The 15,577-nt window shown below is 67.8% G+C and carries 14 protein-coding genes and 1 pseudogene; 4 read left to right on the top strand and 11 right to left on the bottom strand.

Annotation, left to right across the window (positions count from 1 at the left end; all coding sequences use genetic code 11):
• A complete protein-coding gene (locus AC1RJ9_RS22895) occupies window positions 1-975 on the bottom strand; it encodes a glucokinase (RefSeq protein ID WP_492835926.1) in 975 nt (324 codons plus the stop codon).
• A 218-nt stretch (window positions 976-1,193) separates the two neighbouring features.
• On the opposite strand from AC1RJ9_RS22895, the gene AC1RJ9_RS22890 reads away from it, so the two are divergent.
• Window positions 1,194-1,547 carry a PilZ domain-containing protein gene (locus tag AC1RJ9_RS22890; RefSeq protein ID WP_492835924.1) on the top strand — a complete coding sequence of 118 codons (354 nt, stop codon included), beginning with the start codon at window positions 1,194-1,196 and terminating at the stop codon, window positions 1,545-1,547.
• A 164-nt stretch (window positions 1,548-1,711) separates the two neighbouring features.
• Here the strand turns inward: AC1RJ9_RS22890 and AC1RJ9_RS22885 are convergent, their stop codons facing one another.
• From AC1RJ9_RS22885 to AC1RJ9_RS22865, 5 genes are all read right to left on the bottom strand, one after another.
• The gene (locus AC1RJ9_RS22885) at window positions 1,712-2,143 is read right to left on the bottom strand and encodes a helix-turn-helix domain-containing protein (RefSeq protein WP_492835922.1); all 432 of its coding nucleotides are present in this window, start codon (window positions 2,141-2,143) and stop codon (window positions 1,712-1,714) included.
• A 243-nt stretch (window positions 2,144-2,386) separates the two neighbouring features.
• Window positions 2,387-3,202 carry an acyl-homoserine-lactone synthase gene (locus tag AC1RJ9_RS22880; protein WP_492835920.1) on the bottom strand — a complete coding sequence of 272 codons (816 nt, stop codon included), beginning with the start codon at window positions 3,200-3,202 and terminating at the stop codon, window positions 2,387-2,389.
• A 130-nt stretch (window positions 3,203-3,332) separates the two neighbouring features.
• A complete protein-coding gene (locus AC1RJ9_RS22875; protein WP_492835919.1) occupies window positions 3,333-4,061 on the bottom strand; it encodes a helix-turn-helix transcriptional regulator in 729 nt (242 codons plus the stop codon).
• Window positions 4,062-4,270: 209 nt separating this feature from the next.
• On the bottom strand, window positions 4,271-5,800 hold the full coding sequence (locus tag AC1RJ9_RS22870; protein WP_492835918.1) for a response regulator: 1,530 nt from the start codon (window positions 5,798-5,800) through the stop codon (window positions 4,271-4,273).
• Window positions 5,801-5,987: 187 nt separating this feature from the next.
• Window positions 5,988-8,822 carry a TonB-dependent receptor gene (locus AC1RJ9_RS22865; RefSeq protein ID WP_492835917.1) on the bottom strand — a complete coding sequence of 945 codons (2,835 nt, stop codon included), beginning with the start codon at window positions 8,820-8,822 and terminating at the stop codon, window positions 5,988-5,990.
• Between the two features lie 479 nt (window positions 8,823-9,301).
• On the opposite strand from AC1RJ9_RS22865, the gene queC reads away from it, so the two are divergent.
• On the top strand, window positions 9,302-10,045 hold the full coding sequence (queC, locus tag AC1RJ9_RS22860; RefSeq protein ID WP_492835916.1) for a 7-cyano-7-deazaguanine synthase QueC: 744 nt from the start codon (window positions 9,302-9,304) through the stop codon (window positions 10,043-10,045).
• Window positions 10,046-10,181: 136 nt separating this feature from the next.
• Window positions 10,182-10,814: a 7-carboxy-7-deazaguanine synthase gene (gene queE, locus AC1RJ9_RS22855; RefSeq protein ID WP_492835914.1), complete on the top strand. Its 633-nt coding sequence runs from the start codon at window positions 10,182-10,184 to the stop codon at window positions 10,812-10,814.
• Window positions 10,815-10,823: 9 nt separating this feature from the next.
• Here queE and AC1RJ9_RS22850 read toward each other — a convergent pair whose 3' ends face one another.
• From AC1RJ9_RS22850 to aroC, 3 genes are all read right to left on the bottom strand, one after another.
• Window positions 10,824-11,066 (bottom strand): hypothetical protein, encoded by a 243-nt coding sequence (locus AC1RJ9_RS22850; protein ID WP_492835912.1) that lies wholly within the window; start codon window positions 11,064-11,066, stop codon window positions 10,824-10,826.
• A 48-nt stretch (window positions 11,067-11,114) separates the two neighbouring features.
• The gene (locus AC1RJ9_RS22845; protein ID WP_492835910.1) at window positions 11,115-11,657 is read right to left on the bottom strand and encodes a response regulator; all 543 of its coding nucleotides are present in this window, start codon (window positions 11,655-11,657) and stop codon (window positions 11,115-11,117) included.
• 176 nt (window positions 11,658-11,833) lie between these two features.
• Window positions 11,834-12,955 (bottom strand): chorismate synthase, encoded by a 1,122-nt coding sequence (gene aroC / locus AC1RJ9_RS22840; protein WP_492835908.1) that lies wholly within the window; start codon window positions 12,953-12,955, stop codon window positions 11,834-11,836.
• Window positions 12,956-13,154: 199 nt separating this feature from the next.
• Between aroC and AC1RJ9_RS22835 the strand changes: the two genes are divergently transcribed.
• Window positions 13,155-13,610 carry a hypothetical protein gene (locus tag AC1RJ9_RS22835; protein WP_492835906.1) on the top strand — a complete coding sequence of 152 codons (456 nt, stop codon included), beginning with the start codon at window positions 13,155-13,157 and terminating at the stop codon, window positions 13,608-13,610.
• A 62-nt stretch (window positions 13,611-13,672) separates the two neighbouring features.
• Here the strand turns inward: AC1RJ9_RS22835 and AC1RJ9_RS22830 are convergent, their stop codons facing one another.
• Window positions 13,673-15,016: a M56 family metallopeptidase gene (locus AC1RJ9_RS22830; RefSeq protein WP_492835904.1), complete on the bottom strand. Its 1,344-nt coding sequence runs from the start codon at window positions 15,014-15,016 to the stop codon at window positions 13,673-13,675.
• A gap of 22 nt (window positions 15,017-15,038) precedes the next feature.
• Window positions 15,039-15,577 (bottom strand): annotated as a pseudogene (locus tag AC1RJ9_RS22825) (hypothetical protein); the annotation flags it as partial.

Raw genomic sequence — 15,577 nt, 5'->3', positions numbered from 1 at the left:
TCAACAGTCCAGGAACTTCACCTCGTCCGCCGCGTACTTCATGTCGCTGGCGCTGAAGAGCCCCGACAAGCCGAGCAGGGTGCAGCGGCCGATGGCCAGGTACACCGGAATCCCCTGCACATACGCGCCCATCCGGCCCTTGTCGGAGAACCGTCTGGCGAACGCCGCGCGGTCCAGCAGGTCGCCGAAGCGCTCCATCAGGGGGCTGTTGATGTAGACGCCGCCGCGGGCGGCGAACATCAGGGCCGCGTCGCCGGCGAAGGCGCCGAGCAGGGCGCTGAAGATCGACACCGCCTCGCGGGCCCGCGCGTCGCCGTCGCGGGCGCGGGACAGGATCACATCGTCGCTGTCGGTATCGCCGCCCAGGGCCATATGGATGTCCGCCAGGCCCTGCTGCGACAGGAAGTGTTCGGCCGAGACCCGGCCGTACTTGATCTGCAGGGCCGAGAAGACCGGGACCTCGCGCGCCTCGCCGGGCGTGAAGTCGATGTGGCCGCCTTCGCTGACCACCGGGACCCAGCCGTCGTTGCGATGTGGCGACAGGCCCGCGACACCGAGGCCAAGATTGGGGCCGATCACCGCGATCGGCGCGTTCTTGGCCGGCTTGCCGGCGTGGATCAGGGTCATGGCGGTGTTCGCCAGCCGCGGCGCGCCCAGGGCGCAGGCGGCGAAATCGTTGAGCAGGGTCACGCGTGGGGTCTTGAGCACCGCTCTCAGCCACGACTGGGTCACCGTGAAGTCGCCAGCCGTCAGAGCGATCGCGCCGTCGATCTCCGGACCCGCGCCGCAGACCGCCGCGCCGATCAACTCGCCATGGCCGCCCTTGGCGAGGGCGGTGGCCAGGTGCAGCTCCAGTTCGCGCAGGGACCCGCAGGCCAGTTCCTGGTGCGCGCGGGGCGGATCGCCAGGACGCACGACCGCCAACGCCAGGTCGCGCCCGTTCACGTCGGCCAGCAAGACCGATCCCTTAGCCATGTCGTTTCCTCGCACGGCCGGATCTTCTGTCCGGCTTCGGTGAACCCTGTTGTACCGGTAACATGGACCGGCAAATGGCGATATCCCTGAAGAACGACGTTATGACAGGGTTGTCACCGCCAAAGTCAAACCCCGCCTCCAGTTCTGGCCGCGTTAACCTTCACGACTAAATCCTAAATTTAGACGGCCGATTAACCGCGGCGTGCGTTTATCCCCGCATGGCGAAGTACGCGTCAGGCGGCGATCACGATCGACGGACAGCCGTCCGTATTCAGACTCAGAGATCCGGCAAGATCCTGTGTGGCGCCTTCGCATGGGATTGCGTGATCCGCGACCTGTCGAGCAGCGGCGCGCGCATCCAGATGCTGTCCGGCGCCGCCCCGCCGGGAAAGGCGCAGCTGGTCGATCTGGTCGCTGGCCTGGCCCACGACGTGACCGTGGCCTGGCAGCGCGATCGCGAGGTGGGCATGCGCATCGTCCGCACCTACGACCTTCGCGGCCTCACCCCCGCCGTCGCGGGCGCCGCCAAGCGGATCTGGCTGGCCTCGCAATCCGGTGTCTCGACAGGGTAAATATGAAAAGGACCTCGGCCCGCGAGCCGAGGTCTTCTCATTTTTCGCTAGAGCGGGGCGCGCTTGAGCGGAGCGCGCCTAGTGCCTGTCCCGGTTGGATGGAACCGTCTAAACGGGATAAACAGGCCCTAGAATCAAACATCTAGAGCTAAAGGGCTCTGGCCTCAGGCGGTTTCGCGAGAGGCTTCGTCGGCCATCGCGCGCACCAGGTCCAGAACCTGACGACGGACGCGGCCGCGTCCGATGCGCGGGAACACCTCGGCCAGCTCCAGGCCTTCCGGCGTGGTCAGGAACTCCTGAACCACCTTTTCGGCGTGCTGGGCGGCGTCGTCGACTTGCGCGCCGCTCATCGGATCGGCCAGGCCGTCGAAGAAGAACGACACCGGGACCTGCAGGGTCTTGGCGATCTCGTAGAGCTTGCTGGCGCTGACGCGATTGGCGCCGCGCTCGTACTTCTGCACCTGCTGGAAGGTCAGGCCCAGGCTGTCGGCCAGCTGTTCCTGGCTCACGCCCAGCAGCTTGCGACGCATGCGGACACGGCCGCCCACGTGCAGGTCGACAGGGTTGGGGCGTCGGCCTTCTGTTTCTTCGCTCATCTGTTTTCCGCCTCCAACGGTTGTTCGGAGAAAATGACACGACCGTGACGTCGGCGGAAGCTGGGGCGTTCATAGCGCGGCGTTACGTCGCGATGGTCCAGCTGGCCTCCCCGATCCGAGGAAGTTAGCCGCCAAGGAGACGATTCGCCGCCAACCGAAGGGCGATCCGCTGCCGCCCAGCGCGAGTGGCCAAAGTCCATGTGCGGCCCGTTCCTATCGGAACGAACCGCACGCCGCAAATTCTTATGCGTGAAGGGGCGACCCGTCGGCGCGGCCCTCCCAGATGCGCCGCGCCTCGCCGGTGCTGTCGTGCAGGCGGAACAGGGTCTCGGCCGCCAGGGTCTCGTCGCGCGGGGCGCCGGCGGTCAGCTGCGGCGTCATGGCGCGGGTGACCTGGCGCTGCACCGAGGCCAGATCGCCGAACGCCATCATGTCCAGGGCGTCGATCTCGTAGCCGATCGGCGATTCACGGCCGATCGCCTCCAGCACGCGGTCCAGCAGAGCCTGCGAGACGGCGATCTCGGAGCCCGCCACCACGCCGTATGCGTAGGGGCGCGGAATACCGACCAGACGGGTGTCGATCGGCGAGTTGAGGATGCCCGGATAGAGCTGCATGTCGATCATGCCCACGAAGCGGGTCACGCCCCGGCGCAGGGCCAGTTCGAAGGCGGCGGCCCAGCACTCGAACACGCGCTCGCCCCGGCCGGGGCCCTTGCGCCGGCGATAGGCCTCGGTGGTGAAAAGGCGCGAGGCCTCCCAGATGTCGGCGCCCTTCTTGGGCGTTTCGCTGGGCGCGATAAGGTGAGCGAACTTATCGGCCAGCATGCAGCGGTCGTCGGTGGGCCGCAGGCGCAGGCCGACTTCCAGCTCGAGGGCGTCATTGAAGCCCAGCAGATAGATGGCGCGGTGGTCGTCATAGTCGTCGACCTCGCCGCCATCCAGGACGACGAGGTCGACCCAGCCGTTCTTCTCGACGCACTGGCGCCGGCGTTCCTCGTGCATGGCCCAGAGCTGCGGGCCGTACAGATGACGGTTCTCGGAAGTGATGATGTGGATCATGGCCGGCCCCCAAAGCTGGCGAAAACAGGAACGGCCTGCATTAGGGGGCATGATCCGGCGAACGGACGATAGGCCAAACGGCCTAAGCCTTGCGCGCGGAGGGTGCTTGTCAGGGCCGCGGGGGTCTGGGTTAGAGTTTGGAGAGCAACCCCAGCTCACCCGCCTTGAGCACGGCTTCCTGGCGTTTGACCACGCCCAGCCGCTTCTTGGCGGCCTCGATGTGGTGATGGACCGTGCGCGGCGACAGCTGCAGGATCGCGCCGATCTCCCAGTCGGTCTTGCCGCGGCTGGCCCAGTACAGGCACTGGGCCTGACGCTCGGAGATGACCCCGTAGTCGGGATTGTCGTCCTGCATTTCCCAGTGCTTGAGCATGATCGCGCCGAACACCGTGGCCAGGCTGTCGATGACCGCGCGCGCGGTCGGGTCGGTGGTGGGGGCCTCGGTCGACATGCGGATCAGCACTTCCTGGCCGGCCGGGCCGAAGACGCGCACGACATAGCCGTCGTTCATGCCCAGCTCGGAAGCCTCGCCCCACATGGACTGGGCGCGGCCGTCGCCCAGCGGCTTGGCGTCGGTCCAGGCGAACGAGCGCGGCGACTTCAGGAGGAGCTTCACGCACGGATCGTGGACGACGTAGCGTTCGCTCCAATAGCGCTGGTCCCAGCCCTCGAAGTCGCGGCGGCTCAGCGTCGGCGGCTCCTTGCCATAGTGCTCGGCATTGACCAGGGTGGCGCAGAACTTGTCGTAACCGAAGGCCCCGATCGCCTGGGCGAAATGGCTTTCCACCTCATGGGCCGAGCCCAGGTGCGGCGCCTGGCTGAGAAACGCCCAGGCCTGTTGTTCCGCCGTATTCAGCACTCGGGACGCTCCGTACTCACGCTGAGAGCGAAGCTAGGCTGGGATCCGCCTCGGCGCCAAGCGTGTGCTATCCAGGGTAGCGTCGGAAAGCGGCGTCCAATTGTCGCCGGATGCGCGGGCGCGGCTGGAGCGCGTTAGGTTTAGGTGTGAACGGGTAAACCGCTCGACCGCGCTCTAAGTCTATGAATTAGAGCCTGTTGATCTGGCTTTTAGGCGGCGGCTTCTTCGCCGTCTTCGTCCTCGCCCAACAGGGCGCTCAGCACGGTGGCCAGGCGCTCGGGCTTGATCGGTTTTTCGACCACGTCCTGCATGCCCGCGGCGATGTAGGTCTGGACGTCGGCCGGATCGGCGTTGGCGGTCAGGGCCACGATCGGCACGCCGCCAGCGCGGCCGCCGATCTCGCGGATGGCGCGGGTGGCGGCGATGCCGTCCATGCGCGGCATCTTGATGTCCATCAGGATCAGATCGAAGCGGCCGCCCTTGGCCATCTCGACGGCGTCGACGCCATCGACGGCCTGTTCGGAGGTGCACTCGAACATGTCGCACAGCGCCTCGGCGACCATGCGGTTGGTGGCGTTGTCGTCGACGATCAGGATGTGGGCGGCGCGGGAAGCGACGGCCTGCTCCTCGTGGATCTCGGCCTCGGCGGCGGCCGCCGCGAGCGTCAGGCCGAAGCCGACGGTCAGGCCGGCGCCGCGATTGGCCTCGGCGTGCAAGGGACCGCCCATGGCGCGCAGGACGCGGTGAGCCAGGGCCATGCCCACGCCCAGGGCCATCTCGTTGCGGTCTTGCAGGCTGGACGGGCCCAGCGGGTCGTTGATCCGGGCCAGGCGCTCGTCGGCGTGGCCCTCGGTGTTGTCGCGCACCAGGCCTTCCAGGCGGATCTGGTCGCCGTCGGCGCGGGCCGTCAGGCGGGTCTCGATCATGCCGCGGCCGGCGGCCAGGGCGTTCTCGATCAGGATGTCGAACACCTGCAGCAGGCGCTCGCCGTCGACCTCGACCCCGCATTCCGGATCGCCGTTGTAGGAGACCAACAGGGTGGAGCCGCCCTCGTGGGCGCGTTCGGCCCAGCGGGCCTCGACCGCGTCGGCCAGGTCGCGCAGGCGGGTGGGGGTGGGGGCGAAGGTCAGTTGGCCGCGGGACGAGCGGTGCAGGTCGATGGCGCGGTTCACCGTCGCGCCCATGTCGCGGCTGGTGTCGCCGATGGCGCGCACGAACGCCGAGGCGTCCGGCGTCAGGCGCTGCTGCTCGAGGCGTTCGGTGATGGCCAGCACGCCGTCCAGGTGGGCGCCGATGTCGACGGCCATGCGCTCGGCCATGCCCATGGCGTCGCGGGCGTCGCGTTGACGCCGACGGTGAGAGGCCAGCAGCGAACCCAGGCCGCCGACGCCCACATAGCGGCCGGCGGCGTCCACGGCGATATAGGCGGTGCGGAAGACGGGCGTGGGGCTGTCGGCCAGGGCGTTGACGAAGCTGCTGGCGTCGGTCTGGGCCGCGACGATACGCGGCGCGGTGTCCATGACCTCGGAAATCGGCTTGCCGGCGAGGGCTTCCTCGGCGACCCGCATCATGCCCTGCAGCACGTCGCGATACACCAGGCCGATCGGCGCGCGGTCGGCGTCGACGATCGCCAGCGCCGGCATGGCCGGATCGGCGTCGAACATCGCGGCCGCCTCGGCGCAGGACGTGCCGGGCGCGATCGGGTCGCTCAGATCGATCAGACGGTATAGCGTTTCCATGCGGCGTTTCGCTGGGACTTGGAACGACAGCTTGCCCCAGCCGGCCTTGCGGAGTCGTTAAGTTGGGCGCGGTCGCGGCGCGGTAATCGTGGGAAATCGCTCACCTTTCCGCCGAGCCTCCGGAGCCTCGACGAAAAAGGGACGGCGGATGACCCGCCGTCCCCTCCATTTTCTTGCGTAACCGGACCTACCAGGACTTGGTGATCGACACCCCATAGAGGCGAGGCTCGGCGGTGATCACGTTGGTGAACAGGCCCGAGCTGTCGTCGGTGGTGTAGGCGTCGACGATCGGCGTCTTGTTGCCGATGTTCTTCACATAGGCGTCGATCGAGACGCCCCATTCCGGCTTTTCGACCTTCAGGGTGATGTTGCCGTTGTCCCACGACTTCAGGCGGTCGTACTCGGTGTTGTACACGCGAGCGAACTGCTGGCTCTGGCGGTAGTAGTCGCCGCGCAGGGTGGCCGACCAGCCGGAGGGCAGCTCGAAGGTGTATTGGGCGCCGAGCGAGGTGGTCCAGTGCGGCGAGTTCGGCAGCTCATTGCCCGACAGGTTCGCCGCCGTGCCTTCGATCGAGTAGCCGGCCCCGTAGGTGTAGAGCCCGGTGGCGTTGGCCAGGAAGGCGGCCGTGGGCGCGGGGAGGCCCGCGCCGCCGAGCGCGGCCGGGGTCGACAGGAACGCCTGATAGGCCGCCGCCCCCGAGCAGGCCCAGGGCAGGGTGCCTCCGGCGCCGGCGCCCAGGATGGTGGCGACGCCGGCGGAGGCCAGCACGCAGTTGGCGCCGACGGCCGACGAGTTCGGACCCACCTTCACGACCGTATAGGCCGGGTTGGACTGGGTGCGGTTCATCGTGTCGATCGAGGTGACCCCGTCGCCGATCTTGGTGTGCAGATAGCCGATATTGGCGTTCAGCTTCAGGTTCCGGACCGGCGACCAGATGCTTTCCAGTTCGAAGCCGTAGACCTTAGCGTCGACGTTTTCGTTCACCGAGGTGCGGTTCACGATCTTGGAGATCTGATAGCCCTTGTAGTCGTACGAGAAGCCCGTGGCGTTGATCAGCACGCTGCCGCCGGCCAGGGTGTTCTTGGCGCCGATCTCGATGGCGTTGACGAACTCCGGGTCGAAGGTCTGGCTGATGCCCACCGCCCCGGCCGGGACGCCCGGATTGATGCCGCCGCCCTTGTAGCCCTTGGAATAGAAGGCATAGAGCAGGGTGTCGTCGGTGAAGCCCAGATGAGCCTTGTAGTCCACGCCGACGCGGCCCGTGGTCTCGTTGAAGCGGGCGCGCTGGTCCGGGTTGGTCGGGTTCAAGGTCAGGCCGTAGCCGGGGGCCAGCAGGACGGTCGAGTAGTTCTTGACCGCCTTCTTGTCGCGGGTCTGGCGCAGGCCCAGGGTGAACTTCAGGTCCTCGCTGGCCTGATAGTAGAGCTCGCCCATCACCGCGTCCGACACCAGGGTGTAGGGCGTGCGGTTGTCATAGTAGTTGTGGCCGTCGCCGGTCGGGTCGGCCGCCGTGTCGATGCCGATGCAGTTGGCGGTGGTCGCCGGGTTGCAGTTCGGATTGCCGGTCTTGGAGAAGTTCAGGGCCAGCGACGACAGGGTCAGCGAGTTGCCGATCACGTAGTAGTCGGTCAGCGTCCGGTAGGTGAAGTGGATGGCGCCGACGGTGAAGTTCAGCGGGCCGTCGAAGGCCGACTGCAGGCGAAGTTCCTGGCTGAACTGTTCCGAACGGCCCGACGAGACGTCGATGGTCGTGAACTTGTTCGTATTGCCCACCTGCGGGTCGTTGAAGAACCCGCCCGGCGTGAAGGGCGTGTTGTTGAAGGGGACCGGCGAGACGTTCCGGTTGTAGTCCTGCTTCGTATAGACGCTGCCCTTGCTGTAGGCGGTCATCGAGGTGGCCGTCAGGGCGTCGGTCAGGTCGTAGGCCAGGGTGAGCTGATAGACGTTCGAGCCCGACCGGTAGAGCGGATCCAGCGCCGTCTCGATCTCGCGCAGGTTCGTCGAGGTGGTGTCGCCCAGGTTCGTATCGCCCGAAGTGAAGCCGAAGATGTTGCCCAGAAGGCCCGTCAGCGTGCCCGAGGTGTTGACCGTGCCATAGGCGCTGGCGCCGTACAGCGAGGCGGGCAGACAGCCCTGGGTCAGGAAGCCGCGCGCCGCGCCCGTCGGCACGCCGCCGACCGTGGCCGGGCCGTTGTCCTTGGTGCAGAGCTGCTTGCCGGTGCGCGCGCGGGTGTCGTTCTCGTGGAAGCGTTCCCACAGGAAGTTGGTGCGCAGCTTGTCGGTCGGATTGAACATCACCTGGACGCGGGTCGAATAGAGGTCCCGGTCGTCGACGACGTGGTTGTTGAAGGTGTTGGTGACGAAGCCGTCGCGCTTCAGCGAGGCGCCCGACAGGCGGACGGCCAGCTTGTCGCCGAAGATCGGCACGTTGACCATGCCGCGCAGCTTGACCGAATTGTAGTTGCCGTACTCGGCGCGGATATTGGCCTCGAACTGGTCGGTCGGCTTGGCGGTGATGACGTTGACCACGCCGCCGGTGGCGTTGCGGCCGTAGAGGGTGCCCTGCGGGCCGCGCAGCACTTCCACGCGCTCCACGTCGTAGAACTCGGCCTCGAACAGGTTGCCCGACTGCATCGGGGCGTTGTTCAGGTGGACGCCGACGCCCTGGTCGGCCGAGGCGCCGACGGCCTTGGCCCCGATGCCGCGGATCTGGAAGTTGAAGCTGTTGGTGAAGTTGCTCTTGGCGAAGCTGACGTTCGGAATCGCCTGCTGAAGGTTCGGACCGCCGTCGATCTTCTGCGCTTCGAGGGAGTCCTGGCTGAACGCCGACACGGCGATCGGCACGTCCTGGAGCGCTTCTTCCTTCTTCTGGGCGGTGACGACCAGCTCTTCGATGACGGTGGTGTTCTGTTGCGCCGGCTTGGCGGCCTGCTGGGCGAACGCGGGGACGGCGAAGCCGGAGATCGCGACCGCCGAAGCGCCCATGACCAATAGGCTCCGCATACGCAGAGTTTGCGACATTGAATTCCCTCCCTGGACCCGGGCGGCGCCTTATGAATGGAGCCTGCGAGGGCCGATGTTTCCTCGGCGCCGTACTGTTCTCACCACGCGGGCGTACGGCGAACCCATCGCAGCATTCCGAGATTGCATACTTGCGTTTGAAAGCTGTCAACTGGCGCATTCGTAAGTGAACAGCGATAGGTTACGCCTTTTCACTTTCCAGGAGGCGGTGTTCTCCCGGTACGGGTGCGTTTTGATTGATTAGAAGATCAAGTTTGGTGTTTCCGTAACGGAACGCGGCGCCGAGGGGTGTCAATATATCTCGCAATGGCGAGATATGACTGGGTTCGGCGGGTAAAAGATCTCGCTCTCGTTCGTCGATTGAGTATCGCATGAGTCGGCCTGGCGCGCTCCCGATGCTGCCCCTGGCGGTTCCGGCTTGGCCTTGCCTCGTGTAGAGGAGGGGCCATGTTCCCCCTTTTCCACCTTGAGAGGCTCGCATGAGCCCGAATACGTCCACTGGCGCGCTCGTTCTGTTCTCCGGCGGCCAGGACAGCAGCGTCTGCCTGGCCTGGGCCCTCGAGCGCTATGAGCGCGTCGAGACGGTCGGCTTCGACTATGGCCAGCGCCACGTCGTCGAGATGGAGGCCCGCCAGGCCGTGCGCCGCGAGGTCGCCGCGCGCTTTCCCCAGTGGGCGGATCGCCTGGGCGAGGACCACGTCCTCGACATCCGGAGCTTCGGCGCCGTGGCCCAATCGGCCCTGACCGCCGACCGCGCCATCGAGATGACCGAGCGCGGCCTGCCTTCGACCTTCGTGCCGGGCCGCAACCTGGTGTTCCTGATCTACGCAGCCGCCCTGGCCGATCGCCGAGGGATCGAGGCCCTGGTCGGCGGCATGTGCGAGACCGACTTCTCGGGCTATCCCGACTGCCGGCGCGACACCTTGGACGCCCAGCAGAGCGCCCTGAACCTCGGCATGGACCGCGACTTCCGGGTCGAGACCCCGCTGATGTGGCTGACCAAGGCCCAGACCTGGGCCCTGGCCAAGGCGCTAGGCGGCGAAGACCTCGTTCAGCTGATCATCGAGGAGAGCCACACCTGCTACCAGGGCGAACGCGGCGAACTCCACGCCTGGGGCCATGGCTGCGGAACCTGCCCGGCGTGCGAGCTGCGCGAGAAGGGCTATGTCGAGTGGGTCGCGGCGGGACGCGAGGCGCTGCCCAAGGGGGCGCCGGCGCAATGAGCATCCGCTCTACAGCTCCCTCCCCCTTGATGGGGGAGGGTAGGGTGGGGGTGTCGCGGCGGTTCGGCTCGCGCTCCGTCCTGACGCGCTGTCACCCCCATCCCCAACCCTTCCCCCATCCAAGGGGGAAGGGAGAATGACCTACTCCGTCAAGGAAATCTTCCTGACCCTGCAGGGCGAGGGCGGCCAGGCGGGCAAGGCGGCGGTGTTCTGCCGTTTCGCCGGCTGCAACCTGTGGACCGGCCGCGAGCAGGACCGCGCCAAGGCGGTCTGCACCTTCTGCGACACCGACTTCGTCGGGACCGACGGCGAGAACGGCGGCAAGTTCGCCACGGCCGAGGCCCTGGCCGCCGCCGTCGAGGCCCAGTGGACCGGCGGGCCGGACGACCGGCTGGTGGTCTGCACCGGCGGCGAGCCGTTCCTGCAACTGGATGACGCCGTCATCGCGGCGCTGCACGCGCGCGGTTTCCAGATCGCCTGCGAGAGCAACGGCACGCTGGAGGCCCCGGCGGGGATCGACTGGATCTGTATCAGCCCCAAGGCCGACGCGCCGGTGGTTCAGACCTCGGGCCAGGAGCTGAAGCTGGTCTTCCCGCAGGACAAGGCCATGCCGGAGCGCTTCGTCGGTCTGGATTTCGAGCGCTTCTACCTGCAGCCGATGGACGGGCCGGATCGCGACCGGAACACGCAGCTGGCGGTCGCCTACTGCCTGGCGCACCCGCAATGGCGCCTGAGCGTCCAGACCCACAAATATCTGGGTCTGCCCTAGGCCTTAGCGCTAGCGGCGGTAGTCGTCGCGATCGCGGTCCTTCTTGCCGTCGCCCGGGATCACCGCCTTGCCGGTGGCCACGACGGCCTTGCCCGCGCCGCCGACGACCGCGCCGGTGACGCCGATCGCCGTGCCGGCCACGGTCCCGACGGCGGCCGCCGCGAGGCAGCCGGTCTGAGAGAGCGCGACCATCGTCAGGATGGCGGCCAGGGGCGCGACGCGGGAAGGCGGAGCCAGGCGGCGAAGGGTCATGGTGAAGCTCGCAAAACGCTGTTCACCACGTTCTAGCCGGCCAAAGGTTTAAATTCTCCGCGTCGGATGGCCGCGACCCGCCTCGGCGTCGTCCACATACAGCGCCCGCTTGTCGTCTTCGCGCCTGCGCTCGCCCCGGTAGCGGGGATCGGCGCGGCGGCGGCGGTCAGGGCCAAAATAGTCGCCCGCGCGGACGAACGGGCGGGGGTTCTCGATCAGCAGGGTCAGGCGGTGGATGACGCCGCGCGCCGTGACCGGCTTGGTCAGGAACTCGTTGACCCCGGCGTCGCGGGCCTCATGCACCCGGCGCTCGGTCGAGTGGCCGGTGATCATCACGATCGGCACGAACGGGTTGGGGCTGTCGGGCGACTGGCGGACCAGCCGGACGAAATCGATGCCGTCCAGGCCGTTCATCGACAGGTCGGTGAACACCACGTCGATCGCGGTGGAGCGCAGGATCGCCAGCGCCTCGGCGCCGTCCATGGCCTCGAACACATAGCGCACGCCGATCGCCCGCAGGATCTCGATCAGCAACATCCGCATGTGCTGGTTGTCGTCGACCAGCAGGATTTTCAGGAGATCGAATCGCACGCGCCGAGCCCCCTCGTCCTCGCGTAACGTATCACAACCATGGCGTGTGCCGTTCGCGCGCCAGGGGATACGCGTATTGAGCCATACCTTTGCAATCGTATGCACGTCAACCCGAAAAGCTGAGCCTAATCAGTGACCAGGGCTCGGAAATCGTGGTTTTCGATCTTTGGTCACTCTTATTGGCGGCTCGCGCCGGGCGCGAATACGTGGCCGCCCGTCTGGCCCCGATGGCGCAGGAAGGCGTCGGCCAGCACGCAGGCGGTCATGGCCTCGACCACCGGTACGCCGCGGATGCCGACGCACGGATCGTGGCGGCCCTTGGTGCGCAGGTCGATCTCCTGACCGGCCTCGTTGAGGGTCTGTCGCGGGATCAGGATCGACGAGGTCGGCTTGAAGGCCACGCGCGCCACCACTGGCTGGCCGGTCGAGATGCCGCCCAGCACGCCGCCGGCGTGGTTGGACAGGAATACCGGCTCACCGTTGTCGCCCAGCCGCATGGCGTCGGCGTTGTCCTCGCCCGTCAGCGCGGCGCTGGCGAAGCCCTCGCCGATCTCGACGCCCTTGGCGGCGTTGATCGACATCAGGGCGGCGGCCAGTTCGGCGTCCAGCTTGCCGTAGAGCGGCGCGCCCCAGCCGGCGGGCACGCCGACGGCCTCGACCTCGACCACGGCCCCGGTCGAGGAGCCGGCCTTGCGGATCGTCTCCAGGTGCTCTTCCCAGACGGGGATGACCGCGGCGTCCGGCGACCAGTAGGGATTCTGCTCGGTCTGGCTCCAGTCCCAGTTGTCGCGGTTGATCGCGTGCGGACCGATCTGCACCAGGGCGGCGCGCACGGTCACGCCGGGGATCACCAGCCGCGCCACCGCGCCGGCCGCCACCCGCGCGGCGGTCTCCCGCGCCGAGCTGCGGCCGCCGCCGCGATAATCGCGCACGCCGTACTTGGCGAAATAGGGATAGTCGGCGTGGCCCGGGCGGAAGGCCTGGGCGATCTCGCCATAGTCCTTGGAGCGCTGGTCGGTGTTCTCGATCATCAGGCTGATCGGCGTGCCGGTCGTGCGCTGGCCGTCGGTGCGCTCGTCCTCGAACACGCCCGACAGGATGCGCACGGCGTCCGGCTCCTGGCGCTGGGTGACGAACTTGCCGGCGCCCGGCCGGCGCTTGTCGAGGAACGCCTGGATCATCTCGGCGGTCAGGGCGATGCCGGGCGGCACGCCGTCGACGACGCAGCCGAGCGCCGGGCCGTGGCTTTCGCCCCAGGTGGTGACGCGGAACAGGTGACCGAAGGTGTTGTGCGACATGGCGGGGGGTTTAGCGGAAACGTCGGGCTGGGCAAAGCCGCCGGGCTTAACACTCAAGCTCAAATGCTCGTTTGAATAGAATTTGATTTAAAAAGCCTTATAGATTGTATTTCGAGGGGTGGCTGGTACCTTGGCGCTCGGCGTCGATCCCCGGAATGGGACGCGCCGATCACTCACGAAAAACCGATGGGAGAAGCAAATGACCAGTGGTGTGGCGAACTTTGCGGGTGATTGCGGCGAATGCTCCGACCGGGGCAAGTACCACAAGGCGACCTGTCCCGGCGGCATGCAGGTGGGTCAGTCGGCGACGGTGAACGGCAACTCGCCGCAGAACTGCGTCGTGGCCAACGACAAGGGTACGGTGTTTGGGATCGAGCTCCTGTCGAACGCCGGCTTCTACAGCTACCAGGTTCGCGTCGACGCCCAAGGGCCCAGCGGCGCCTTCAGCGGCTCGATGTACCTGGCCTTCGAGGACGAGACGCACGACGTCTACTATCTGAGCATCTACGCCTCGCGGCGTGAGTCCCACACCGTGTCGTTCAACAGCAGCTCGCCCAACATCATCGCGATCTACTGGAGCGACTACGATTTCACCGTGAAGACCGGTGACGCCGCTCGCGCCAAGGCCGACTTCAAGGTCCTGAGCCCGGCCTGACACGGCTCGGCGCCGGCGGTGGGGGCGCGACCTCCGCCGCCTAGCCGTGCGCCTTCGCGGCGCTAGACGCCAGGCTTGAGGAAGACGTTCAGGGTCACGCGCGACTTGCCGCCGGTCGAGTGGTTGACGACGTCCAGCCGCTCGATCGCCCCGTCGGGCAGGGTGGTGGGATCGAAGCCGGCCGGCGGGGTGTCGCCGTTCAGCAGCACCGTCGTCTCGGGGGCCTTGAGCCGACCGCGAACCTGGACGTGGCCGTGATAGGTCGAGACCTGGCCGTCCGGAACCTTCAGCTTGCCCTTGACGATCTCGGCGTTGCTGACACGGACCATGTCCGATCGGATCTCGACATACTGGCCGCTGCCGTTGTCGCTGATGATGGTCCGGCTGCCGCGCTGGTTCTCGCCTTGCTGAGCCAGGGCGATCGAACCGCTGGCGATCACGGCCATGGCGAGCAGGCTGGCCAGGCCCAGCAGGGCGCGGCGGGTGAAGCTGGCGGGGTCCTGGGGATGGGTGATGGCTCGCAGGCGCATGGCGGTCGGCTTTCGTCCTTTGCCGGTGAAGGCGGGATGCAGGGCGGGGGCGGCGCGGCCGCGCAACACCGCGATCAGGGCCTCGGCATAGCCGTGGCGGTCGGCGGGGCTGGCGCCGTCCAGGGCCAGGGCGTCGCTCAGCTCCTCGCGTGTGGCGGCGGCGCGGGCGCGGATGGCGGCGAACGGCGGGACCATCCAGAACAGGCCCCCCAGCAGATGCTCGACCAGCAGCCGCCAGTTGTCGCCACGTTTCAGATGCGCCAGCTCGTGGGCGCAGATCGGCACGAGGCGGTGGACGTCCAGCCGTTCGACCAACTCGGCGGGCAGCAGGATGACCGGTGTCGTCAGGCCGGCCAGCAGGGGCTGGTCGATCACGTCGCTGACCTTCACCTCGGGCCGGCCGGTGTCCAGGCGGCGGGCGGCGGCGCGGACGGCCAGGGCCAGTTCCTGGGACACGGGACGGGCGTCGCGGACGATGCGCTCGAGCTTGGCGCGGCCGGCGATCTGGCGGGCGCCCGCGACGGCCAGGCCTCCCAGCGCGCCCAGGATCAGCACGGCGCTCAGTATCTCGCCGCTATCGACCGTTGGCAGGGCGCGGGTCGACAGGTCATGGACCACGGCGCCGGCGGTGGCCGCGGCGCGGGTGGTCATGGCGACCTGATAGACCGGGTCGGTGGTCTCCTGGGGCAGGGCCGAGACGCCGACCATCAGGCCCAGCACCGTCGGCGGCAGGGCCACCGCGCGGTTCCAGGCCGTGGCGCGGGTCAGGGGATCGCCGGTCAGCCGGTCGGCGGCCTTGCCGAGCATCCAGCCCAGGCCGCTGGCGGGCCAGGCGGCGACCAGGCCCAGGGCGGCGGAGGCGAAGAGCGCGTTCATGGGGTTTCTCCGCTGCGTGAGCCTACGGGGCGGTGTTCTTGAGGACGACGTTGACCGTCATCCTGCGGTCGACGGAGGCGTCGCGGCCGGTCACTTCCAGGCGCTCGATCGTTCCCCGGGCGAGGTCGCTCGGCGTGAAGTTCATCGGCGCCACGCGGCCGTTGACCTTCAGATTGACCAGCACCGGATTCAGCTGGCCGCGCAGCGTGACGTCGCCGAGATAGACGGTCGCGCCCAGGGTCTGCTCCTGCCGATCGGCTCGGATCTCGACGCTGGCCTTCTGTCGGTCGTCGACATTGATGTTGATGTCCCTCGTCACCCTCGGGCTGGGCTGGGGATTGGGCCGCGGGTTCGGGTGTGGGTCCGGATGGGGATTCGGACGCGGATCGGGGTTCGGGCCGGGGCCTGACGACGTTCGCGGCGGCGCCATGCGTCGCAGCGGCGCGAGCGCGACCACGGGGGCCGCCGGCTGCGTGGCCAGGGGCGCGGCGATGGGGGACAGGCGCGCCGGAAGCGCGGCGGCGGCGGGCGCGGCTTCGGCCGCCGGAGCCGCCGCCATCG

It is taken from the genome of Caulobacter sp. GW822-FHT07D08, from assembly GCF_058798735.1.
Note: the sequence above shows the minus strand (reverse complement) of the source record. Positions and strands in the feature narration are given on the sequence as shown.

What these genes read in the sequence shown, in the direction of transcription:
- aroC (WP_492835908.1), bottom strand. Translation starts at nt 12,955, where the DNA reads ATGTCGCACAACACCTTCGGTCACCTGTTCCGCGTCACCACCTGGGGC.
- AC1RJ9_RS22870 (WP_492835918.1), bottom strand. Translation starts at nt 5,800, where the DNA reads ATGGAAACGCTATACCGTCTGATCGATCTGAGCGACCCGATCGCGCCC.
- queC (WP_492835916.1), top strand. Translation starts at nt 9,302, where the DNA reads ATGAGCCCGAATACGTCCACTGGCGCGCTCGTTCTGTTCTCCGGCGGC.
- AC1RJ9_RS22850 (WP_492835912.1), bottom strand. Translation starts at nt 11,066, where the DNA reads ATGACCCTTCGCCGCCTGGCTCCGCCTTCCCGCGTCGCGCCCCTGGCC.
- AC1RJ9_RS22880 (WP_492835920.1), bottom strand. Translation starts at nt 3,202, where the DNA reads ATGATCCACATCATCACTTCCGAGAACCGTCATCTGTACGGCCCGCAG.
- AC1RJ9_RS22885 (WP_492835922.1), bottom strand. Translation starts at nt 2,143, where the DNA reads ATGAGCGAAGAAACAGAAGGCCGACGCCCCAACCCTGTCGACCTGCAC.
- AC1RJ9_RS22835 (WP_492835906.1), top strand. Translation starts at nt 13,155, where the DNA reads ATGACCAGTGGTGTGGCGAACTTTGCGGGTGATTGCGGCGAATGCTCC.
- queE (WP_492835914.1), top strand. Translation starts at nt 10,182, where the DNA reads ATGACCTACTCCGTCAAGGAAATCTTCCTGACCCTGCAGGGCGAGGGC.
- AC1RJ9_RS22895 (WP_492835926.1), bottom strand. Translation starts at nt 975, where the DNA reads ATGGCTAAGGGATCGGTCTTGCTGGCCGACGTGAACGGGCGCGACCTG.
- AC1RJ9_RS22865 (WP_492835917.1), bottom strand. Translation starts at nt 8,822, where the DNA reads ATGTCGCAAACTCTGCGTATGCGGAGCCTATTGGTCATGGGCGCTTCG.
- AC1RJ9_RS22830 (WP_492835904.1), bottom strand. Translation starts at nt 15,016, where the DNA reads ATGAACGCGCTCTTCGCCTCCGCCGCCCTGGGCCTGGTCGCCGCCTGG.
- AC1RJ9_RS22890 (WP_492835924.1), top strand. Translation starts at nt 1,194, where the DNA reads ATGGCGAAGTACGCGTCAGGCGGCGATCACGATCGACGGACAGCCGTC.